The sequence below is a fragment of the Sphingobium sp. RAC03 genome (assembly GCF_001713415.1).
Taxonomy (GTDB): Bacteria; Pseudomonadota; Alphaproteobacteria; order Sphingomonadales; family Sphingomonadaceae; genus Sphingobium.
Window position 1 is genome coordinate 3017211 of sequence record NZ_CP016456.1, and the last position, 21951, is coordinate 3039161.

Below are 21951 nucleotides of genomic sequence, written 5' to 3' on the forward strand. Positions count from 1 at the left end.
TAGCTATATAGAGGGCGGGACAGAAGCGAAAGGGCGCTGGTGCAGGGCGATACTTGCGGCGATCGCCTCGCGTGCGGTTGCCGCGATCACTTTGCGATCGGCGCAGCTTGCTGGGTCGAAGGGCGACAGGAAGCGGAGCGTCACGACGAGCGGTCCCTTGCGACCCAATATACGCCAGGCGTTGGTGCCAGCGGGTTCGTCGCCATGCCAGGCGATCTCACCGGTCGCTGCGCCATAGTCGATATGCACCGGCTGGATCAGCACGGCGCGGGGCGGAGGGATGAGGACGGCGAGCAGCGAGGGTTTGAACGGCAGCAGGCCGCTGCCGTCGCTGGTGGTGCCTTCGGGGAAGAGCGCGACCGGCTGATGCCCTTGCATCGCGGCGCGCAGCGCATCGAGTTGATGGGACAGAGCGCCGCGCCGTCCGCGGGCGACGAACAGCGTGTTGTTCTGGGCTGCGAGCCAGCCGATCACCGGCCAGCGCGCGATGCCGTCATGCGCGACGAAGGCCGCGCCGGTGTTGCCGCCGAGTGCCAATATGTCGATCCAACTGACATGATTGGCGAGCAGAACCATGTCCCCATCATGCGGCTGCCCCGCGTGCTCCACGCGCGCACCGATTGCGCGCGCCGCCAGCGCCAGGAAGCGGCGCGGCCAGGGCGACCGTTGCCTAGCCAGCTTCCAGAGCAGATGGGGGATAAGACAGGCAAGCAGGCTGGCGACCAGCGCTGCGATGCGGACCGTGCGGCGGACAGGCGCCAGCGTCAGTTCTTCCGTTCCAGGGCTACGCCGTACAGTTCCATGCGATGGTCGACCAGGCGGAAGCCGAGCTTCTCGGCAATCTGCTTTTGCAGCTGCTCCAGTTCGGGGTCGACAAATTCGATGACATTGCCGGTCTCGACATCAATCAGATGGTCATGATGCGATTCCGGTGCCGCTTCATAGCGGGCGCGGCCGTCGCCAAAGTCATGGCGTTCCAAGATGCCCGCTTCCTCGAACAGGCGGACGGTGCGGTAGACGGTGGCGATCGAGATGCCCGGATCGATCATCGCGGAGCGTTTATGCAGTTCCTCGACATCGGGATGGTCCATGGCGTCGCTCAACACCTGAGCGATCACGCGCCGTTGTTCGGTGATGCGAAGGCCTTTTTCATGGCATAGGGCTTCGACGTCGATCTTGCGGTTCATGAAGGCTCGCTCAAATGGAAAGTCCGGGGAAAGACCCATTGCCTAGCGGCTTTTACGCGGACAGGAAAGGCCAGATACAGGAAAGGGGCGCATCGTCGATGCGCCCCTGGCTTCCCTTATTCATGCCGGCAAAGACTTACTTTGCGACGCGGGTGGTCCGGCGGCGCTTGGTGCCCAGGCCGATCTTCTTCGCCAGATTGCGGCGCTGTTCGGCATAGTTGGGGGCGACCATGGGATAGTCGGCCGGCAGACCCCACTTGGCGCGGTAATCATCCGGGGTCATCTGATAATGGGTCATCAGATGGCGCTTGAGCATCTTGAGCTTCTTGCCATCTTCCAGACAGATGATGAAGTCAGGCTTGATCGAAGAGCGAACCGAGACGGCAGGCTCCGGCTTGACTTCAGGCGCGGCGACCGGCTCGTTGAGCGCCGACAATGCACCATGTACATTCTGGATCAGCGTAGCGACGTCGGAGACGGCAACGCTATTGTTGGAGACATGTGCGGCGACGATGTCGGACGTCAAAGTAATGAGCAGTTCGCTCTGTGCCGATTCGGTTTCCATTTTTCTATTTCCTACGAAGGCTTTTTATAATGCGACCCGCCGGTGGAAATGGATTTCTGCAGCGGTAGGTTTCCGCTAGACGGTATAGCCTCATTTCGCAAGGGGCTATTGGGTCATATCCGCATGTCAATACGAAAGCTCAGAGCATCATGAAGTTGTCCATCATTGCCGCGATAGTAACCGGGGCGACGATGCACATATTCGAAGCCGGTTTTTTCGTATAGTTTTATGGCGTTATTTGAAGCGCGTACTTCCAGGTTCATCGATGTGATGCCCCTACGGCGCGCACGCATCAAACTGTCGCGCAACAGCGCTTCGCCAACACCGCGACCGCGCCACGGCGGGTCAACCGCGAGTAGTAACAGTTCGCATTCGTCCAATACGGATCGCACCAGAGCAAAGCCTAACGGGGCCGCATCAATCCGCGCGACTGTTAACCAAGTGCCTGGCATTAACATGACGCCTGCGAGTTGTGCAGAGGTCCACGCCTCCCCGAAAACCGGATCGAAGGCGACGTCCATGACCGTCATGGCGTCGGCAATGGCGTTGCGTTCGCCTTCATCATAGCTGTCGAAGATCAGCTCTGGCATCATGATGCTGCGCGCTCCGCGATCGTCTTGGCATCGGCGCCCCGGCCATAGAGGGGCGTCGACGGCAGGGGGTGCAGGTCGGCGATCAACGGATAGTCGGCCGCATCGGGATAAAGGGTCAGCGCCGCACCTGCGCCGCGTGCGGTGACCAAGGCCTCGGCCCCCGTGCCATAGATGACGGGCGCGCTGATCTGATCCGCGAGGAGGGCGATGGGCGTGGATTGGACCGGGCCGGTCGCGGTCATGCCGTCGCTGGTGAAGGGTTGCCAGAAAAGCTCGCCATGACCGCCGGTGATGGTGACGATGACCGGATCGTCGCCCTGATGCCGTCGCGCGGCACTGGCGGCGATGATCGATGGTGCGCTGTAGCCATGGAGCGGTAGCGCCCAGGCGAGGGCGAGTGCGCGGGCGGCGGCGATGCCGATGCGGACGCCAGTGAAACTGCCCGGTCCCACATCGACTGCGATGGCGTCGGCGCGTCCGCCGTCGGGCAAGGCGGCGATGGCCGGCAGCAAGGCTTCGGCATGGCCGCGCCCGACGATTTCATGATGGCGGCCGATGAGCGCGCCGTCTTCCAGCAACGCCACGGACAAGGCCTGTGTCGCAGTGTCGATCACCAGCAGGCGCAAAGGATACTCCCTTTAGGCTCCGCAAAAGAGCGGATTCGCCTAGCGGTTAGTCGATCAGTCGCGTTTTGCCAAATCACATGCGCGGTTCAGACCGCGCGGACTTCCGTGACTTCGGGAACATAATGTTTGAGCAATTGCTCGATCCCGTTCTTGAGCGTCGCGGTGGACGAGGGACAACCAGCGCAGGCACCCTGCATCTTGAGATAGACGGTGCCCTTGTCGAAGCCGCGATAGATGATGTCGCCGCCGTCATTGGCGACGGCCGGGCGCACGCGCGTATCGATGAGCTCGCGGATCTGTTCGACGATTTCGGCATCCGCCGGATCATCGCCAAAGCTGCCCTCATCGCCGGGCACGCTGATTTCGGCAGCGGAGCCAGCCTTGAAGAGCGGCATGTTGGCGGAAAAATGTTCGAGCAGGGTCGCGAGAATATCCGGCTTTACATCAGACCATTCGGAACCCGGCGCGATCGTGACGGAAATGAAGTCGCTGCCGAAAAAGACGCCGGTCACATCGCCCAAGCCGAACAGCGCGTCGGCGAGCGGCGAAGCTTCGGCTTCCTCCGGCGTCGCGAAATCGCGGGTGCCCGCGCCCATGACGGTGCGGCCGGGGAGGAATTTGATGGTCGCCGGGTTGGGCGTCAGTTCGGTCTCGATCAGCATGGACGCTATGTGGAGGCAAGCAGGCTCAAGATCAAGCGGCGGGGAACTTCGTTGGCTGCCGTCGATTGATTGGGGGAAGCAATTGGAGAGCCCATATGAGCACCGAATCCGAAATCCGCGACCGTTTCTGGAGCGATTTGGCAAGCAGCCCGTTTGTGATGATCGGTTTGCAGAACAGCCATGAGCATAGCCTGCCGATGACGGCGCAGCTCGATCCCGATGCCAATCACTGCTTCTGGTTCTACACCAGCCGCGACAATCGGCTGGCCCCCGGCGGCCCCGCGATGGCGCAATATGCCGCCAAGGATCATGACCTGTTCGCCTGCATCGACGGGACATTGACCGAAGAGACGGATGCGGCGGTCATCGATCGTTATTGGTCCAAGCAGGTCGAGGCCTGGTATCCGGGCGGGCGGAATGATCCCAACCTACTTATGCTGCGCTTTGATCTGGGCACGGCGGAAATCTGGCGTGCGGATATGTCGCTGACGGGCGTGTTCAAGATGATGTTCGGCGGCGATGTGCGCGATGAGATGAAGACCAAGCATGTCGAAATAACGCTCTGAGCCTTTTCACCTAAAGAAATGAGCGGCCGCGACAGGATGTTGCGGCCGCTTGCTTTTTGTCTGCGCCTTCGCCATATGCGTTGCAGCGCAGCAGAGGGACCATTTTGGCCCCACAGCGATTGGCAGCGTGATCGTCCGCAAACCTATGGTGGCTGAAGCAGTCACAAAGGGCTCACGGACCGGCCAATGAGAGTCTGCGTCAAGCTTGAGGCTTCCCTTTTCACGCGGGTCGTTTCGTAACCCGCCTTAGCGCCCTTGCTGCGTCCGCAGATCAGGTTGGCGCATGGCCCACTTGTGAGTTTACACATGGAATTCAATGACTTTGGTCTGGCTGAGCCGATCATGAAGGCGCTCGCCTCCAAAAATTACGTTACCCCGACTCCGATCCAGCAAAAAGCCATTCCGGCGCTGCTGGACGGCAAGGATCTTTGCGGCATCGCGCAGACCGGCACCGGCAAGACCGCGGCGTTCGCGCTGCCTAGCCTCGATTATTTCGCGCGCAACCCCAAGGTGACGCCACTCAAGGGCTGCCGGATGCTCGTGCTGGCACCGACCCGCGAACTAGCGGCGCAGATCGCGCAGAGCTTCCGCGACTATGGCCGTTTCCTCAAGCTGAGCGTCGAAACCGTGTTCGGCGGCGTGCCGATCAACAAGCAAATCCGCGTGCTGGCCGGTGGCGTCGACATCGTCGTCGCAACGCCTGGCCGCCTGCTCGACCTGATCGACCAGCGCGCCTTGACCATCAAGGACACGGAAATCTTCGTTCTCGACGAAGCCGACCAGATGATGGACATGGGCTTCATCCAGCCGTTGAAGCGCGTCGCCAAGATGCTGCCGCGCGAACGGCAGAATCTGTTCTTCTCGGCCACCATGCCCAAGGAAATCGAAGCGCTTGCTGCCCAGTTCCTCAACGATCCGGTCAAGGTCAGCGTCGCGCCGCAATCGACCACGGCGGAACGTGTGCGTCAGCGCGCGATCTTCGTGAACCAGGCGGAAAAGCAAGCGCTGCTCCACCTGATGCTTAAGAGCGAAGAGATTGATCGCGCCCTGATCTTCACCCGCACCAAACATGGTGCCGACCGTGTCGTGCGTTTCCTGGAAGGCGCCGGGATCGATGCTTTCGCGATCCATGGCAATAAGAGCCAGGGCCAGCGCACCACGGCCTTGCAGGCTTTCCGCCAGGGCAAGGTGAAGCTGCTGGTTGCGACCGATATCGCTGCGCGCGGCATCGACGTGTCGGGCGTGTCCCACGTCATCAACTTCGAAATCCCCAATGTGGCGGAACAATATGTCCACCGCATCGGCCGCACCGCGCGCGCCGGGGCGGAGGGCATCGCGATCAGCTTCGTGGCGGATGACGAACGGCCTTTCCTCAAGGCGATCGAAAAGACGACCCGCGTAAAGCTGGAAATCGAAGCGCTGCCGGAGAATTTCATGGAAGCGGTGCGCAACATGCCCAAGCCCGCCGCCCCGAAAAAGGGTCCGAGCCAGTCGCCCCAGCAGCAGGCGCGTCGGGCCGATGGTCAGCGCAAATATCAGGACGGCCAGAAGCAGTCGCGCGGCATCCCGGATCGGGCCCATCGTCCCGACTCCGAGGGTGGCGAGAAGCGTCCCTTCCGTCGTCGTCGCAGCGGCGGCCCGGTCGGCGCACACAAGGGCGCCGTCCAGCGCACCGGCGCACCGCGCGTATAAAATAGGATCGAGCGTGCCGGGACAGGGTTCCGGCGCGCTCCACCCGATGGGGGCAACAGTCTCCCGTCCTGACGATGATTGTCAGTGGCCATTCAGGAAAGTGCCGCTAGGCTAATAGGCCTATGCATTTTTTCCCCCGCCGGTCGGCCACTTCGCTCTCTGTTCTCGCCCTGTTGCTGTCGGTCTCGTCCGTGCCGCTTGTCGCACAGACGCAATCACCGACCGCCCTTGCCAAGACAGGCGCTGCGCAGGCGCAGACGCGCCCCTGGCTCTATGAAAATAGCGATGTGCCGATCGATGCCGCCTGGCAATTCGGTACGCTGTCCAACGGGTTGCGCTACGCCATCCGGCGCAATGGCGTGCCGCCGGGTCAGGTGTCGGTGCGGTTGCGGATCGATGCCGGTTCCTTGATGGAGCGGCCCGATGAAATGGGATATGCCCATTATATGGAGCATCTGACGATGCGTGGGTCGCGCCATGTGCCGGACGGCGAATCCAAACGTATCTGGCAGCGTTTGGGTGTGACCTTCGGCAGCGACAGCAACGCCGTCACGTCGCCGACGGGCACAACCTACGCGCTCGACTTGCCCCAAGCCACACAGGCAAGCCTGAACGAAAGTCTGAAAATTCTTTCGGGCATGATGGCTGATCCCAACATCGTTGATAGCGCCATCGCCGCCGAGCGCGCGGTGGTATTGGCCGAGCGGCGGGAAAGCGAGGGCACCCAGATGCGGGTATCGGATGCCAGTCGCCAGCATTTCTTCGCCGGACAGCCTCTGGCCGATCATTCGCCCATCGGCACTGTCGCCACTCTGAACGCCGCGACAGCCAAGGCGATGGCTGCCTTTCACCAGCGCTGGTATCGCCCTGAAAATACGGTGCTTGCGATAGCGGGCGACATCGACCCCGCGCAGGCCGAGCAGTTGATCCGCGACAATTTCGCGGATTGGAGCGCAACGGGCAAGGGCGCGGCCATTCCCGACTTCGGCAAGCCCGATCCAAAAAGTCCGGCGACGCGGGTGCTGATCGAACCCGGCACGCCGGTCGGCCTGACGGCGGCCTGGCTGCGTCCGTGGAAGCCGCGGGCCGACACGATCCTGTATAATCAGGACAAGCTGACCGACATGTTGGCGCTGCAGATCATCAGTCGCCGGTTGGAACAGGCGGCGCGGGCCGGGGGCAGCTTCCTGCAAGCAAGTGTCGAGCAGCAGGATGTCAGCCGTTCGGCGGACGGCACCTTTATGTCGATCATTCCTGCCAATGATGATTGGGAAAAGGCGCTGGCCGATGTCCGCGCCATCGTGGAAGACGCCAAGGCCAGCCCGCCCAGCCAGCTGGAGATCGACCGCGAATATGCGCAGATGGATACGGCGCTGTCGATCCAGGTCGAAAATGCCGATACCGAGGCGAGCGCCAGGCAGGCGAGCGATCTGGTTAGCGCCGTGGACATTCGCGAGACAACCGTCAGTCCGCAGGCCGCCGTGGATATCTTCCGCGCCGGTAAGCCCGCCATGACACCGCAGAAGATATTGGATTCCACGCGGCGGTTGTTTTCCGCCGACGTCTTCCGCGCCCTGCTGGTGACCGGCAAGGTGGAGGCGGGCACGGATACTCGTCTCGCCGCGGCCGTTGCCGCCCCGGTCAAGGCGGCGACCAATGTCCGGCTCGCTGAAAAGCCCGTGACGATGGATGACCTGCCTGCGCTTGGCGCACCTGCAACGGTCGTGTCGCGCACGGCCACTGGTCTGCCGGGTATGGAGAGCATCACTTTTTCCAACGGTGTGAAGCTGACCCTGTTCGCCAATGATGCCGAAACGGAAAAGGTGCGGATCAACGTCCGCTTCGGTCATGGCCAGCAGAGTTTTTCGCCGACCAAGCCGGTGGCGAGTTGGGCGGGCGGCTATGCGCTCGTCGCCAGCGGCATCGGCAAGCTGGGCCAGCGCGAGCTGGACGAACTGACCAATGGCCGCCGCATGGGCATGGAGTTCGGCATCGACGATGATGCGTTCGAATTGCAGGCAGTGACCCGGCCAGCGGATTATCGCGACCAGTTGCGTCTGTTTGCGACCAAGCTGGCAGCGCCCGGCTGGGATCCAGCGCCGATCGAGCGGGTGAAGACCGGCGCGATTTTGGCTTATGATGCCATGTCGCAATCGGCTGACGCGGTGTTGGGGCGCGATCTCAACTGGTTGCTGCATGACAAGGATGTGCGGTTCCGCACGCCTTCGCGCGAAGAGATCGCCGCGCTGACGCCGCAGGCTTTTCGCGCCGTGTGGGAGCCGGTGCTGGCATCGGGGCCGATCGAGGTGCAAATATTCGGCGATGTGAAGGCGGAGGAGGCGGTCCAGGCGGTTGCCGCGACCTTTGGCGCTTTGGCACCGCGATCCGATACGCCCGCGCCTGCGGCCAATCGCGCGATGCGCTTCCCCGCGCCCGTCAAGGAGCCGGTAGTGTTGCGGCACAAGGGCGACAAGGAGCAGGCGGCGGCCGTGTTGGCCTGGCCGACGGCAGGCGGCTTCACGCTGCAAAAGGAAGCGCGCCAGTTGGAGATACTGACCCAGATATTCAACGACCGCCTGTTCGACCGGCTGCGGTCGGCCGAGGGGGCTGCCTATTCGCCGAGCGTCCAGAATAACTGGCCTTTCTCCTATGATGCGGGCGGCTATATATTGGTGACCAGTCAGGTCCGGCCCGATCGCGTCGCCTATTTCTATGACGTCGTCAAAAGCACCGCCGCCGATCTGGTGAAAAATCCGGTCAGCGAGGATGAATTGCAGCGGGCCGTCGCGCCCATGCGGCAATTGCTGACGCGCGCCAGCACCGGCAATGCTTTCTGGATGAACCAGATGGAGGGCGCGACTCATGATCCGCGCTATGTCGAGGCGATGCAGCGGATGGGCCAGGACATGCTGACCGTGACCGCGCCGCAGTTGCAGGTATTGGCGGCTAAGTATCTGGTGCCGGGCAAAAGCTGGTCAGCGGTCGTCCTGCCCGAAGGCGTGGCGGCGAAATAAAGGGGCTGCCGCTGATTTTCCTTGCGGTTTTGCCCAGTCCGTCGATAGCCGCGCGCTGGTATATACGGCTTGGGACAGGATGACGTGAGCCTTCGGATCATTCTTTCGGTCGAAGCGCTCGAACCCCGGCTGTCGGGTATCGGGCGCTATAGCTGGGAATTGGCGCAGCGCCTTCCGCCTCTGGACGGGGTGGATAGCGTCCGATTCTATCGCAATGGCGAATGGATCGCTGATCCCGCTGCCCTGCTTTTGGATATTCAGGTCGGCCAGCGTCGCAACAAGGTGCAACGCTGGCTACGCAAGCATAGCAAATGGGCGCAGAATTTGCGCGACGCCACGGTCATGCGAACGCACCTTTTCCACGGCCCGAATTATTTTCTGCCACCGGGCGGGGAGGGGGGCGTGATCACCGTCCATGACCTGTCCATCTTCCGCTATCCCGAAACCCACCCGGCCGAGCGATTGCGACAGTTTGAGCGCTATTTTCGGCTTTCGGTCGAACGGGCGGGGCATATCATCACGGATTGCGAGACGACGCGGGCGGAAGTGGCGGACTTTCTCTCGATCGATCCGGCACTTGTGACGGCGGTGCCGCTGGCGGCCAGTCCCGACTTTCACCCACGCACGAACGATGCGATCGCGCCCACGCTGGCGCGCTATGACCTGCAGTCGCAGGGCTATGCCCTGTGCGTTTCCACGGTCGAGCCGCGCAAGCGGATCGCGGAATTGCTGTGCGCCTGGGAGAAATTGCCGCCCGCCGTGCGAAACCGCTGGCCCTTGATGGTGACCGGCGGGGCTGGCTGGCTGAGCGATGCGGTGCAGGCGCGGATGGAAAAGGGCGGGCGCGAGGGATGGGTGCGCTATCTGGGCTTCGTGCCCGACGCCGATTTGCCGCTGCTCTATGCGGGTGCGGCCCTGTTCGTTTATCCCTCGGTCTATGAAGGCTTTGGCCTGCCGCCGGTCGAGGCCATGGCGAGCGGGGTGCCGGTGGTGGTCGCCAATGCGTCTTGCCTGCCCGAAGTTACCGGCGGCGCGGCGATGCTGGTCGCGCCGGAGGATGTCGATGATTTCGCCCGGCGGCTGGAACAGGCCCTGGTCGATGACGGCTGGCGGGCGCAGGCGCGCGCGGACGGATTGCGTGTCGCGGCCCGCTATAGCTGGGATCGTTGTGCGCGCGAAACGGTAGAGGTCTACCGCAAGGTGCGGTGATGGATCAGTTGATCGCGCGGAGCGCCGCGATGATCATCCGTGCCGACAGGGTGGCGGTGGCGGCGGCGCTCAGTTGCGGTCGCGACAGGCTGCGATGGCCCAATCCGAACATGCAGGCCAACACCACTTCCTCCGCGCCCTCCAGCGCTTCGCCCGAAAGATCAGGATTGGCGGCGCAGGCGAAATCGCGAATATACGTACGAAACCGCATGCACATATTCGCAATCGTATCGCCGACGGCGGGGTTGCGGAAACTTTCGGCCAATATGTCGAAGGACAGCGCTTCGTTCTTTTCGTCGATCGTGTGCAGCAGCAATTGTTCGAACGTCTGTTCGATCGACAACAAACCGGCATGTAGCCGTTCGCGCAGGATGGCCATATCGTCGCACCATTCGTCGGCGTCGGCATGGACAAGGGCTTCGATAATGTCTTCCTTGCCCTTGAAGAGCCGATAGATCTGGCCGACCGACACTTGGGCAGCGGCCGCCAGTTCTGCCATTGAGGTCTGGTGGAACCCATGGCTGTCGAACAGGTCACGGGCCGCCGCCAAAATGCGGGCCTTGCCGGATTTCTCTATGTTCACCACGCTCTTGCCATGCTGCACCGCAACCAATTTCTGCTCCCCTGCGATTTTGTCTCTTGAATATCCTGTGGCACGAACCTAATTGCGGGGCAAGCGGAATGAACGTTCATTCCGAATGGATATCTACATCGGAACGGAATTTAGGCGATGCACAAGGGGACATTCATCGGGTTGCTGGCGTGCGCGTCGGCATTGGCGCTGAGCGCGTGCGGGGAAAGCCCGCCGCCCGCGCCCCCGCCACCGGCCGTCGGCGTCGTCACGCTGAAAACCGAGTCGGTGCCGTTGGTGAATGAATTGCCGGGCCGCATCGTGGCTTTGGAAATAGCGGAGGTACGTCCGCAGATCAGTGGCGTCATTCGCCGCCGCCTGTTTACCGAAGGCGCCATGGTGCGCGCGGGGCAGCTGCTGTATGAAATCGAGGACGCGCCCTACCGCGCGGCGCTGGCACAAGCGAAAGGCTCGCTGGCCCGCGCCAACGCAGCGATCCGATCAACGGCGCTACAGGCGCAGCGCTATAAGGATCTTGTCGGCGTGAACGCCGTCAGCCGCCAGGAATATGACAATGCCGATGCGGCAGCGCAGCAAGCGCGTGCCGATGTTGCAGCGCAGCGTGGCGCGGTAGAGGCCGCCCAGGTCAACCAAGGCTTCACCCGCATTAAGGCACCGATTTCGGGCCGGATCGGTCGGTCTCTGTTCACGCCCGGCGCGCTGGTTCAGACCGGCCAGGCCGATCCGCTGGCAACGATCCAGCGCACCGATTCGGTCTATGTCGACATGACGCAGTCCGCCGCTGAGATCATCGACCTTAAACAAGCCATGAAGCGGGGCGGCGTCAGCGAAGCGGACGGCGCGCGCATCCAGTTGCTGCTGCCCAATGGCAGCACCTATCCGATCGAAGGACGGCTGCAATTTTCCGAAGTGTCGGTTGATCCGACATCGGGCGCCGTGACGCTGCGCGCGACCTTCCCCAATCCCGACGGCATGTTGCTGCCGGGCATGTATGTCCGCGCCAAGCTGGTCGAAGGGCAGCAGAGCGAGGCGATATTGGCACCGCAGCAGGGCATCACCCGCGATGCGCGTGGTCGGGCCACGGCGATGGTGCTGGGGAAAGACAATAAGGCCGAGATGCGCCAGGTTCAGGTAGCCCGCGCGGTTGGCGACAAGTGGATCGTCACCAGCGGGTTGAAGCCTGGCGATAAGCTGATCGTGGAAGGGCTGCTCAACCTGCGCCCCGGCACGGTCGTCACGCCCGGCGCACCGCAGCAGGTGACGGCGGCGCCGGGTGCGCCGCAGGGATCAAAGCAGGGCGGGGCGAACTAAGCCATGGCACGCTATTTCATCGACAGACCCATCTTCGCATGGGTCTTGGCCATCGTCATGATGCTGGCGGGCCTGCTTGCGCTTCGCACGCTGCCCGTGGCGCAATTCCCCGAAATTGCCCCGCCTTCGGTCGGCATTTCCACCAGCTATCCCGGCGCGAACGCTCAGACGCTGGAAAGCACGACAACGCAGATCATCGAGCAACAGCTCAAGGGCATCGACAATCTGCGCTACTTCTCCTCCACCAGTGACGGCGCGGGCAATCTGTCCATCACCCTGACCTTCGAGCAGGGGACGGACGCGGACATTGCGCAGGTGCAGGTCCAGAACAAGCTGTCGCAGGCGACACCGCTATTGCCGCAGGAAGTGCAGCAACAAGGGCTGCGCGTCACCAAATCGACGTCCAGCTTCCTGCTCGTCATGGCGGTCTATGCCGATGATGGCATTCATGATCAGCAGGATGCGGGCGATTTCGTCGCCTCGACCCTGCAAGATCCCATCAGCCGTGTAGAAGGCGTAGGCGATACCCAGTTGCTGGGCGCGCAATATGCCATGCGCGTATGGCTCGACCCCTATAAGATGGCCAATCTGGGCGTGACGACCGGCGATGTGAAAGCCGCGATCCAGGCCCAGAATGCCCAGGTTTCCGCTGGCCAGATCGGCGGCACGCCGTCGCCGAAGGGCCAAGCGCTCAACGCCACCATCACCGCCCAGTCGCGCCTGCGGACGCCCGAACAATTCCGCGCGATCCGCCTGCGCAGCAACAGCGACGGCGCGGTCGTGCGTCTGTCGGATGTGGCGCGCGTCGAATTGGGGTCGGAAAATTACAGCTTCGGCGCGAAGTTCAACGGCCATCCAGCGGCCGGTTTCGGTATCAAACTCGCCCCCGGCGCGAACGCGCTCGATACGGTGGAAGGCGTCAAGGAACAGATCAAGGCGCAGTCCAAGAATTTCCCGACCTGGGTCAAATATGATTTTCCGGTCGATAACTCGACCTTCGTGGCCCTCTCGGTCGAACAGGTCATCCATACGCTGATTGAGGCAGTGTTGCTCGTCTTCGTGGTGATGTTCCTCTTCCTCCAGAACTGGCGCGCCACGCTGATCCCGACCATCGCCGTGCCGGTGGTGCTGTTGGGGTCGCTCGCCATCCTGAGCGCGGCCGGTTTCACCATCAACACGCTGACCCTGTTCGGCATGGTGCTGGCGATCGGCCTGCTGGTCGATGACGCGATCGTGGTGGTCGAGAATGTCGAGCGCCTTATCCAGGACGAGGGGCTCAGCCCCAAGGAGGCGGCCAAGAAGTCGATGGACGAGATCAGCGGCGCGCTGATCGGCATCGGTCTGGTCCTGTCGGCGGTGTTCCTGCCGATGGCCTTCTTCGCTGGATCGACCGGCGTCATTTTCCGTCAATTTTCGATCACCATCGTCTCTTCAATGATCCTGTCGGTGCTGGTCGCGTTGATCCTGACGCCAGCCTTGTGCGCCACGATCCTGAAGCCTGCGAAGCATGGCCATGCCGACAAGAAGGGCTTTTTCGGTTGGTTCAACCGGACCTTCGACAAGGGCGTGAAGGGCTATGGCCGCAACGTCGAAAAGATCGAGCATCGTTGGGGCCGCAGCATGCTGGTCTATGCCGCGATCGTCGTCGGGATGGTCTTCATATTCCTGCGCTTGCCGAGCGGCTTCCTGCCGGAGGAGGATCAGGGATCGTTGATCAGCCAGGTCTCCTTGCCTGCCGGTTCTTCGCTGGAAGAGACCGAACGCACGCTGGCCAGAGTGCGCGACCATTTCCCCCAGTCGGAAAAGGATAATGTCGCGGCGGTCTTCACCATTTCGGGCTTCGGCTTCGTTGGCCAGGGCCAGAATGTCGGCATCGTCTTTGCCCGGATGAAGGACTGGTCGGAACGCAAGGGTTCGGACAATAGCGTCATGGCGGTTGCCCAGCGCGCGAACATGGCGTTCAGCAAGATTTCGTCGGGCATGGTCATCGCTTTCGTGCCGCCTGCTGTGCAGGAATTGGGCAATGCCTCCGGCTTCGACCTGCAATTGCTCGACAATGCCAATGTCGGTCATGAAAAGCTGTTGGAGGCGCGCAACCAGCTATTGGGCATGGCGATGGCCGACAAGCGGCTGGCGCAGGTGCGTCCGAACGGGTTGGAGGATACGCCGCAGCTCAAACTCAATGTCGATCAGGCCGCGGCGGGCGCGTTGGGCATTGCCCAGGCGGACGTCAACGACACGATCAGCACCAATATGGGCAGCAGCTACGTCAATGATTTCATCGATCGTGACCGGGTGAAGCGTGTGTTCGTGCAGGCCGATGCGCCGTTTCGGACATCGCCCGATGCCATCGGTGCGTTGCATGTGCGGGGCAGCAGTGGCGTCATGGCCCCCTTGTCTTCGTTCGTGACGACCGAATGGACCCAGGGTCCGGCGCGTCTGGAACGCTTCAACGGCGTGCCGTCGATGAACATCATGGGTGCGCCTGCACCTGGCGTCGCAAGCGGCACGGCGATGCAGGCGATGGAAGAACATATCGCCAAATTGCCGCCGGGCATCGGCTATAGCTGGAACGGCATTTCCTATGAGGAACGGACGTCGGGCGGACAGGCAGGCTATGTCTATGCACTGTCGCTGCTGATCGTCTTCCTGTGCCTCGCGGCGCTCTATGAAAGCTGGTCGGTGCCGATCGCGGTCATGCTGGTGGTGCCGTTGGGCGTGCTGGGTGCGGTCATCGCCGCGACGCTGGCGGGCCTCAACAACGACATCTATCTGCAGGTCGGCTTGATCACCACCATCGGCGTGTCGGCCAAGAACGCGATCCTGATCGTGGAGTTCGCCGAAGAGAAGATGCGCGAAGGGCTGTCGCCTGCGGCGGCGGCGCTGGAAGCGGGCAAGCTGCGCCTGCGGCCGATCTTGATGACCAGCTTCGCCTTCATCTTCGGCGTGCTGCCCTTGGCCTTGTCCAACGGGGCGGGCGCAGGCGGTCAGAATGCGATTGGTTGGGCCGTGGTCGGCGGCATGTTGTCGGCGACGGTGCTGGCGATCTTCTTCGTCCCCGTCTTCTTCACCGTCGTGAAGCGGCTGTTCCGCGAACATAAGACTCATGAAGCGGCCGACGACCGGGCAACGCCCGCCGCGCCGCAGGAGGCATGATCATGCATAATCTAAAGGCGCTGGGCGCCATCACCCTGTCGCTGGCGCTCGCCGCGTGCGACATGGCCCCCAAATATGTGCGGCCGCAACTGGCTGTCCCGGCGGCATCGCCGCGGGGACCAGCCTATGGCACCGACAACGGCGCGGCGATCGTTCCGGCCGATACGGCGTGGCGGGATTTCTTCACCGATGCGCGGCTGGCGCGGGTGATCGAGACCGCGCTGGCGAACAACCGTGACTTGCGCATTGCCCTGGCCAATGTCGAACAGGCGCGGGCGCAATATCGGGTGCAGCGGGCTGACCTGTTGCCCGGCGTTTCGGCGGGCGGCACCGCAACCTATCAGGACTCGCCCTTTTCGCTGGCGGGGTCGGGGCGAACCGATTTGTACCAGGCGCAGGTCGGGATTTCCGCCTGGGAAGTCGATCTGTTCGGCCGGGTCCGGAATCTGAGCAAAGCGGCGCAGGAGCAGTATTTCGCCAGCGTCGAAACGCGCAATGCGGCGCAGACCGCGCTGATCGCGGAGACGGCGACTGCCTGGCTTACCATGGCGGCCGATCAGGAACGGTTACGCATCGCGCGCGACCTGGAACAGGCGTTCGGCAAGACGCTGGAACTCAATCGGGCGCGCTTTGCCAAGGGCATCGCGTCCGAACTGGAAGTGCGTCAGGCGCAGACCAGCTATGATGCGGCGCGTTCGACCATTGCCGAAACGACCACCTTGGTCGCGCAGGATCAAAATGCACTGAACCTGCTGGCCGGAACGACCGTGCCTGCGACTGACCTGCCCGAAGGGTTCCCGACGGCGAGCGCGACGATCGAAAATCTGCCAGCCGATATCGCGTCGGACGTGCTGCTGCGCCGCCCGGACATTGCGTCAGCAGAGCATCAATTGCTGAGCGCCAACGCCAATATTGGCGCGGCGCGGGCGGCATTTTTTCCCAATATATCGCTGACGGCGGCATTTGGTTCGCTCAGCCTTGGCCTGTCCAACCTGTTCGGATCGGGGAGCAGCTTCTGGTCGGTAGCGCCGACCGCCTCTTTGCCGATCTTCGACTTCGGGAAGAACAAGGGCAATCTCGCCTATGCCAAGGCGACCTATGACGCGATGCTGGCGACCTATGAGAAGAGCGTGCAGACGGGCTTCCGCGAAGTCGCGGATGCGCTCGCTCGGCGGGGCACGATGGGGCAGCAGCTTGAGGCGCAGACGTCGCAGCGTGATGCGGCGCGGGTTGCCTATACGCTGTCGGAGGCTCGCTTTCGTGCGGGGGTCGATGGCTTCCTGACGACGCTGGATTCGCAGCGGGCGTTGTCGAATGCCGAACAGAGCCTGCTCACTACGCGGCTGACACGCGCCTCCAACATGGTGGAACTCTACCGCGCCATGGGCGGTGGGTTGAAATAATAGCAGCGGGTCAGGTCGGGGATCATCGGGCGGGACAGAATAATCTGTCCAACCGACAGGAATAGCGCCTATGATTAAAGTCATAGTTATTGCGGATATGTAGCAGCGCCCATGACCCCTGACCTCGACGCCATTGTCGGCGATATCATCGCCATGATGGCACAGGCGGATGAGCGTGGTGCCGTCGCATCCTACATCCCCGAACTGGCCAAGGTCGATCCGGCGCAATTCGGCATCGCGATCGCTACCGCCGACGGACGCATGATCACAGGCGGGGATGCCGACATCGGCTTTTCGATCCAGTCGATTTCCAAGGTCTTTGCGCTGACCCTTGCGCTCGGCAAGGTCGGCGATCAGCTATGGCAACGGGTCGGGCGCGAGCCGTCGGGCAATGCCTTCAATTCGATCACCCAGTTGGAGCATGAGCAGGGGATTCCGCGCAATCCCTTCATCAATGCGGGGGCCATCGTGGTGACCGACGTCAATCTCGGCGGGCATGAGCCGCGCGTGGCGATCGGCGAAATGCTGCGCTTCCTGCATTATGTGAGCGGCGACGACAGTATCGCGATCAACGAAGCGGTGGCTGCGTCCGAGACCGCGACGGGGTTCCGCAACGCGGCGCTCGCCAATTATATGCGCGCCTTCGATAATGTGCGCCATCCGGTCGATCTGGTGTTGGGCAGCTATTTTCACCAATGCGCGATCGAGATGACCTGTCGCCAGCTTGCTCTGGCGGGGCGTTTCCTCATGCTGGATGGCCAGCATCCGGGCGGTGGTAGGGTGGTGCCACCCCGCCGGGCGCGGCGGATCAATGCGCTGATGCTGACCTGCGGCCATTATGATGCGTCGGGCGACTTCGCCTTTCGCGTCGGCATTCCCGGCAAGTCGGGCGTGGGCGGCGGCATCATGGCAATCGTGCCCGGCCGCGCCTCGATCGCCGTCTGGTCACCGGGCCTGAACGCCAGCGGCAATAGCCAGATCGGCACGGCGGCGCTGGAGGAACTGGCGCGCCGCACCGGCTGGTCCGTGTTCAGCCCGCCTGTGGTATCGGATTAAGCAGCCTCTTCGTCCGGACGAAGGCGGCGCAGCTTGGGCGCGGTTTCCATTTGCGCCGCTTCCTTGATCCCCATCCGCAGATCTTCGCGGGTCTGGTGGATCGACGCGATCACTGGCCCCATCGCGACGCCCAGATCGACCAGCGCGGTTTCGGCCAGTTGCAGCGAGCTTTCGAGCGTTTCGGGAACGGCATCGCTCGCGCCTGCGCGATAGAGTTGCGCCGCATGATCGGTATCGCGGGCGCGCGCGATGATCGGCAGGTCCGGCACCCAGCCGCGCACCCGCTGGGTCACACGCACCGACAGCACCGGATCGTCCATCGTCAGGATCAGCGCGCGGGCATGACCCAGCCGCAGCTTGTCGAGCATCTCCACGCGCGACACGTCGCCGAACAAGATGGGATAGCCCGCCCGCCGCGCTTCGGCGACGACGTCGGGGTCCGATTCCACGACGATGAAACGCTGCTTATGGGTCTTGAGCAGATCGCACACCATGCGCCCGACCCGGCCAAAGCCGATGACGACCGCCGCCGCTTCGGCATGGTCTTCGGTCGGATCGACGCGATCCTCGCCCAGCGCCATTTCCAGCCGGCGTGCGACATCATGGCCGATGCGCGCCAGCAGCGGCGTGATCGTCAGGCCGATCGCGGTCACGATCTGCCAGAAGGCGGCGGTAGAGGGCAGGATCAGTTGCGCGGCCGCGGCGGTGGACAGCACGATCAACGTGGTTTCCGACGGGCTGGACATTAGCACGCCGACCTCCAACGCAGTGCCCTTTCGCGCGCCGGAGAAATAGAGCAGCGCGGTCGTTACCAGCGTCTTGGCAAAGACAACGCCCACGACCGCCATCACAAGGCTCTGCCAGTTGGCGAGGATGACCCGCAGGTCCAGGCTCATGCCGACGGTGATCAGGAAGACGCCGAGCGCCAGCCCTTTGAACGGAGCGGTCATCACCTCGACCTCGCCATGATAGTCCGTCTCAGCGATTAGCAGGCCCGCGAGCAAGGCACCCACGATCGGCGACAGGCCCGCAAGCGAGGTGGCGAGGCTGGAGACGATGACCACCAATAGGCTAGCCGCCAGGAACACTTCGGGGCTTTTGGTGCGCGCCGCCTGGCTGAAAACATGGGGCAGCAGGAAACGGCCCATCACCAGCATGAAGGCGATGGTGATGCCACCGCGCAGCAGCGTGTCGCCCATGGCACCCCACGCCCCGTCCGGGCTGGCCGCAACGGACGGCGCCAGCGCGCCGAGCATGAAGATGATCGGGACGAGCGCCAGATCCTCGAACAACAGCATCGAAAAAGCGGCCCGGCCGACCGCGCTCTGGGTGCCGACCATCGGCAGCACCACGGCGGTGGACGAAAGCGCGAGCGCCAGGCCGAGGCCGATCGCCCCTGCCGTTGGTTGACCGAGCAGATAAAGGCCCGTCGCGATCAGCACGGCGCTCAGGATCAGTTCCGCCGCGCCGACACCGAATACCTGGGTTCGCATCGTCCATAATCGACGGAAACTCAGTTCCAGCCCGATCGAGAAGAGCAATAATATGACGCCCAACTCGGCAAAGGGCTCGATCGCCTCCTGATTGGAGATCGTCACATGATAGAGCCAGGGATATTGCCCGACGAGCGCACCAAGGCCGTTCGGCCCCACCGCCAGCCCGACCAAGATGAAGCCGATCACCGGGCTGATGCGAAAGCGCGAGAAGCCGGGAATAACCAGCCCCGCAGCGCCGAGAATGACGAGAGAGTCGCTGAAACTGTGAGGATTTATTGCGCCAACCATGCGCGCACCATTGCGCCAAGTCGGCGCAATATCCAGTCTTTTGGTTGAAAAATCGCGATGCAGCGCAGCATTTGCCCTGAACGCAAATGTTGCGCCTAATAGCTTTCGTCACCGCATTGGATTCGTCCGGTGCCGCGATTGTCAACGGTGCAGGCGGGTTTGCCGCCGATGGTCACATCGCCCGATCCCGTCGATACCACCTTCGCGGTCACCTCGGCGGTCAGCGTGACGCTGCCCGGTCCATCATTGGCGATGCTTGCCTGCCGCGCCCGCAGCCCCTCGGCGGCGACCGCCCCAGGTCCATTCACCCGGATATTGGCCACACCCGTCCGACCGCTAAGTGTCGCCCGACCGCCGCCCGCCAGCGCGACGTCGATCCGGTCGAGCGCGACATCGGCCACGCCGACATCGCCATTGCCGCCCAGCACGATCTGGCCCTGCAATCCCTTCATGCGGTCGACCGTCACCGAACCGCCACCGGTCAGAACGATGCGATCGATCATGCCCGTGGACAGGCGCAAGGTTGCCGCGCCGCCGCTCTTCTCGCCCGATCGTGGCCGCGCCATGGTCACGATCAACAGCCGCCCCGACACATCGACCTTCAACCGGTCTAGCGCGCTCTGGTCGCCCTCCGCCCGCGCGGACGCGCCGCTGCCGGTCTTGACGACCACGGTCACGGGCGCATCCACGCGGATCGCATCGAAACTGGTGATGGTAAAGCCGCGCGTCGCGGCCTGAGCGGGCAGGCCCAACGAGGATAGGCCAAGCAGCAGGGGCATCAGCACAAGGGGGCGTGGCAAAATCATCTCCCGGATCATGGTCTATCGGCAAGGAACACAGATCGTTAGCGGTTCCCACCCCCTTGTTCGTCTCACCAGATAGGGCAAGATAGCGCCTGGTTCATAGAGGAGCATCCCGTCATGCGCGCGCTTTTTTCCGCTCTCCCGCTTCTTTCGCTGGCCTTGTCCGCGCCGGTGCTGGCGCAGGGGGATGACGGTGCGGCCTGGTGGGCGCATGTGAAGATATTGGCCGACGATGCCATGGAGGGGCGGGGGACCGGTACGCCGGGCTATGACCGTGCCGCCGACTATGTGATCGGCCAGTTCAAGGCGCTTGGCCTGAAGCCCGCCGGGGTGGACGGGTATAAGCAGCCCGTCGATTTCGTGGAACAGCGAATCCAGTCCGACCGCAGCAGCGCGGCGCTGGTCGGGCCGGAGGGGGAGGCGCCGCTCGCGGTGCCGGGCGATCTCATCTTTTCCGGTGGCGGTGGGCCGGTTCCCGAAAGCATCGACGCGCCGATGGTGTTCGCGGGCTATGGTCTGCATCTGCCGGAAGTCGGCCATGACGATTTTGCCGGACTGGACATCAAGGGCAAGATGGTGGTCGTCCTGTCGGGTGGGCCGACGACGATTTCGGGTGCGCTCAAATCCCATGCCCGGTCGGAGCGGGCGCAATGGCTGGCGGCGCAGGGCGCGGTCGGCATGATCATGCTGGTCACGCCCAAGCAGGTGGAGATACCCTGGACGCGGCGGGTGGCGCTGGCCGGTGCCCCTGCGCTTTATTATCGCGATGCGGCGCTGCGCGAGACGCGGACGCCGTTCCTGGGCGCGCAGCTTGATCCCGCCAAGTCCGCAGCCCTGTTTGCCGGGTCGGGACAGGATTTCGCAATCATCGCTGCTGCCGCCGATGCCTCTGCGCCGGTCGCGTCCTTCCCGTTGGCGTTACGCCTAAAGGCGCAGGTTGCTGCAACCCGGCGCGACCTGTCTTCGCCCAATCTGGTCGCGGTTCTGCCCGGCAGCGACCCCGCATTGCGCAACGATTATGTCGTCATGTCCGCACATCTCGACGGCTATGGCATCGGCACGCCGATGAAAGGCGATGCCATCTACAACGGCGCGTTCGACAATGCGTCGGGCGTAGCCAGCCTGCTGGAAATCGCCAAGGCTCTCAAGGCGAGCAAGGTGAAGCCCAAGCGGTCGATCCTTTTCGCCATCGTCACGGCCGAAGAAAAAGGCCTGCTTGGATCACGCTATTTCGCGCGGCGACCGACCGTGCCGCAGAAGAGCATCGTCGCGAACCTTAATTTCGACATGGCGCTGCCCATCTTCCCGCTGACCAGCGTGACGCCGGTCGGCTATGACCAAAGCTCGCTGGCTGGCGTAGCGCAGGCGGTGAGCGCGGCGATGAACCTGCCGATCACGCCCGATCCTTTCCCCGATCGCAACGTCTTCATCCGCTCCGACCAATATGCCTTCATCCGCGAAGGCATCCCCGCGCTCTTTTTCAAATATGGTTTCAAGGCGGGCACGCCCGAAGCCGAAACGGAAAAAGCCTGGCGTGCGAACCTCTATCATTCGCCGTTCGATGATGTGGACCAGCCGGTGATGCCTGCTGAAACGGCGAAACTGAACGCCTATGTGACGGCGGTAACCTTGCAGGTGGCGAACGCGGCGGAGCGACCGACGTGGAATGAGGACAGCTTCTTCAAGCGGTTTGAGAAATAGGGCGCTGGGGGGATGACCTCCCCCCAGCGAT

The 21951-nt window shown here is 63.0% G+C and carries 18 protein-coding genes; 9 read left to right on the plus strand and 9 right to left on the minus strand.

What is annotated here, in order from left to right; translation table 11 throughout:
- Window positions 1–3 precede the first annotated feature (3 nt).
- From BSY17_RS19090 to BSY17_RS19115, 6 genes are all read right to left on the minus strand, one after another.
- Complete coding sequence (locus BSY17_RS19090; protein ID WP_069066655.1) at window positions 4–762, minus strand: lysophospholipid acyltransferase family protein; 759 nt, start codon at window positions 760–762, stop codon at window positions 4–6.
- A 2-nt stretch (window positions 763–764) separates the two neighbouring features.
- Entirely contained in the window at window positions 765–1187 is a 423-nt protein-coding gene (locus BSY17_RS19095; protein ID WP_037474568.1) for a Fur family transcriptional regulator, read from the minus strand.
- 136 nt (window positions 1188–1323) lie between these two features.
- Window positions 1324–1752, minus strand: coding sequence for a MucR family transcriptional regulator (locus BSY17_RS19100; protein ID WP_037474566.1), 429 nt, complete (start codon window positions 1750–1752; stop codon window positions 1324–1326).
- 113 nt (window positions 1753–1865) lie between these two features.
- Window positions 1866–2345, minus strand: a complete 480-nt coding sequence (rimI, locus tag BSY17_RS19105; RefSeq protein WP_069066656.1) for a ribosomal protein S18-alanine N-acetyltransferase — start codon at window positions 2343–2345, stop codon at window positions 1866–1868.
- Entirely contained in the window at window positions 2342–2971 is a 630-nt protein-coding gene (gene tsaB / locus BSY17_RS19110; protein WP_069066657.1) for a tRNA (adenosine(37)-N6)-threonylcarbamoyltransferase complex dimerization subunit type 1 TsaB, read from the minus strand. The genes rimI and tsaB overlap by 4 nt, the downstream gene beginning before the upstream one ends.
- 86 nt (window positions 2972–3057) lie before the next feature.
- Window positions 3058–3633, minus strand: a complete 576-nt coding sequence (locus BSY17_RS19115) for a NifU family protein (RefSeq protein WP_037474559.1) — start codon at window positions 3631–3633, stop codon at window positions 3058–3060.
- Window positions 3634–3728: 95 nt separating this feature from the next.
- Here BSY17_RS19115 and BSY17_RS19120 point away from each other — a divergent pair, with 95 nt between their 5' ends.
- From BSY17_RS19120 to BSY17_RS19135, 4 genes are all read left to right on the plus strand, one after another.
- Entirely contained in the window at window positions 3729–4199 is a 471-nt protein-coding gene (locus BSY17_RS19120; protein ID WP_069066658.1) for a pyridoxamine 5'-phosphate oxidase family protein, read from the plus strand.
- A gap of 306 nt (window positions 4200–4505) precedes the next feature.
- Complete coding sequence (locus BSY17_RS19125) at window positions 4506–5891, plus strand: DEAD/DEAH box helicase (RefSeq protein ID WP_069066659.1); 1386 nt, start codon at window positions 4506–4508, stop codon at window positions 5889–5891.
- Between the two features lie 122 nt (window positions 5892–6013).
- The gene (locus tag BSY17_RS19130) at window positions 6014–8905 is read left to right on the plus strand and encodes a M16 family metallopeptidase (protein WP_069066660.1); all 2892 of its coding nucleotides are present in this window, start codon (window positions 6014–6016) and stop codon (window positions 8903–8905) included.
- Between the two features lie 84 nt (window positions 8906–8989).
- Window positions 8990–10114: a glycosyltransferase family 4 protein gene (locus BSY17_RS19135; RefSeq protein ID WP_069066661.1), complete on the plus strand. Its 1125-nt coding sequence runs from the start codon at window positions 8990–8992 to the stop codon at window positions 10112–10114.
- A 4-nt stretch (window positions 10115–10118) separates the two neighbouring features.
- Here BSY17_RS19135 and BSY17_RS19140 read toward each other — a convergent pair whose 3' ends face one another.
- Complete coding sequence (locus BSY17_RS19140; protein ID WP_052027699.1) at window positions 10119–10727, minus strand: TetR/AcrR family transcriptional regulator; 609 nt, start codon at window positions 10725–10727, stop codon at window positions 10119–10121.
- A 117-nt stretch (window positions 10728–10844) separates the two neighbouring features.
- Here BSY17_RS19140 and BSY17_RS19145 point away from each other — a divergent pair, with 117 nt between their 5' ends.
- The 4 genes from BSY17_RS19145 to BSY17_RS19160 all read left to right on the plus strand — a co-directional run bounded on the left by BSY17_RS19145 (window position 10845) and on the right by BSY17_RS19160 (window position 17632).
- Window positions 10845–12017, plus strand: a complete 1173-nt coding sequence (locus BSY17_RS19145) for an efflux RND transporter periplasmic adaptor subunit (protein WP_069066662.1) — start codon at window positions 10845–10847, stop codon at window positions 12015–12017.
- Between the two features lie 3 nt (window positions 12018–12020).
- The gene (locus BSY17_RS19150) at window positions 12021–15173 is read left to right on the plus strand and encodes an efflux RND transporter permease subunit (protein WP_069066663.1); all 3153 of its coding nucleotides are present in this window, start codon (window positions 12021–12023) and stop codon (window positions 15171–15173) included.
- A 2-nt stretch (window positions 15174–15175) separates the two neighbouring features.
- Complete coding sequence (locus tag BSY17_RS19155; protein WP_069067087.1) at window positions 15176–16576, plus strand: efflux transporter outer membrane subunit; 1401 nt, start codon at window positions 15176–15178, stop codon at window positions 16574–16576.
- A 111-nt stretch (window positions 16577–16687) separates the two neighbouring features.
- Window positions 16688–17632, plus strand: a complete 945-nt coding sequence (locus BSY17_RS19160; protein WP_069066664.1) for a glutaminase — start codon at window positions 16688–16690, stop codon at window positions 17630–17632.
- On the opposite strand, the gene BSY17_RS19165 is transcribed toward BSY17_RS19160, so the two are convergent.
- Both BSY17_RS19165 and BSY17_RS19170 read right to left on the minus strand, forming a co-directional pair.
- Window positions 17629–19416 (minus strand): cation:proton antiporter domain-containing protein, encoded by a 1788-nt coding sequence (locus BSY17_RS19165; RefSeq protein WP_069066665.1) that lies wholly within the window; start codon window positions 19414–19416, stop codon window positions 17629–17631. The two genes, BSY17_RS19160 and BSY17_RS19165, sit on opposite strands and share 4 nt — an antisense overlap.
- Before the next feature lie 95 nt (window positions 19417–19511).
- A complete protein-coding gene (locus BSY17_RS19170) occupies window positions 19512–20222 on the minus strand; it encodes a GIN domain-containing protein (RefSeq protein ID WP_443019470.1) in 711 nt (236 codons plus the stop codon).
- A gap of 114 nt (window positions 20223–20336) precedes the next feature.
- On the opposite strand from BSY17_RS19170, the gene BSY17_RS19175 reads away from it, so the two are divergent.
- Window positions 20337–21920, plus strand: a complete 1584-nt coding sequence (locus tag BSY17_RS19175; protein ID WP_069066666.1) for a M28 family metallopeptidase — start codon at window positions 20337–20339, stop codon at window positions 21918–21920.
- The last annotated feature ends 31 nt before the right edge of the window (window positions 21921–21951 follow it).

Bases quoted from the DNA above. Each gene is read 5' to 3' on its own strand.
- BSY17_RS19095 (WP_037474568.1), bottom strand. From the start codon at position 1,187: ATGAACCGCAAGATCGACGTCGAAGCCCTATGCCATGAAAAAGGCCTT.
- BSY17_RS19100 (WP_037474566.1), bottom strand. From the start codon at position 1,752: ATGGAAACCGAATCGGCACAGAGCGAACTGCTCATTACTTTGACGTCC.
- rimI (WP_069066656.1), bottom strand. From the start codon at position 2,345: ATGATGCCAGAGCTGATCTTCGACAGCTATGATGAAGGCGAACGCAAC.
- BSY17_RS19115 (WP_037474559.1), bottom strand. From the start codon at position 3,633: ATGCTGATCGAGACCGAACTGACGCCCAACCCGGCGACCATCAAATTC.
- BSY17_RS19120 (WP_069066658.1), top strand. From the start codon at position 3,729: ATGAGCACCGAATCCGAAATCCGCGACCGTTTCTGGAGCGATTTGGCA.
- BSY17_RS19125 (WP_069066659.1), top strand. From the start codon at position 4,506: ATGGAATTCAATGACTTTGGTCTGGCTGAGCCGATCATGAAGGCGCTC.
- BSY17_RS19130 (WP_069066660.1), top strand. From the start codon at position 6,014: ATGCATTTTTTCCCCCGCCGGTCGGCCACTTCGCTCTCTGTTCTCGCC.
- BSY17_RS19145 (WP_069066662.1), top strand. From the start codon at position 10,845: ATGCACAAGGGGACATTCATCGGGTTGCTGGCGTGCGCGTCGGCATTG.
- BSY17_RS19150 (WP_069066663.1), top strand. From the start codon at position 12,021: ATGGCACGCTATTTCATCGACAGACCCATCTTCGCATGGGTCTTGGCC.
- BSY17_RS19155 (WP_069067087.1), top strand. From the start codon at position 15,176: ATGCATAATCTAAAGGCGCTGGGCGCCATCACCCTGTCGCTGGCGCTC.
- BSY17_RS19160 (WP_069066664.1), top strand. From the start codon at position 16,688: ATGACCCCTGACCTCGACGCCATTGTCGGCGATATCATCGCCATGATG.
- BSY17_RS19165 (WP_069066665.1), bottom strand. From the start codon at position 19,416: ATGGTTGGCGCAATAAATCCTCACAGTTTCAGCGACTCTCTCGTCATT.
- BSY17_RS19170 (WP_443019470.1), bottom strand. From the start codon at position 20,222: ATGATTTTGCCACGCCCCCTTGTGCTGATGCCCCTGCTGCTTGGCCTA.
- BSY17_RS19175 (WP_069066666.1), top strand. From the start codon at position 20,337: ATGCGCGCGCTTTTTTCCGCTCTCCCGCTTCTTTCGCTGGCCTTGTCC.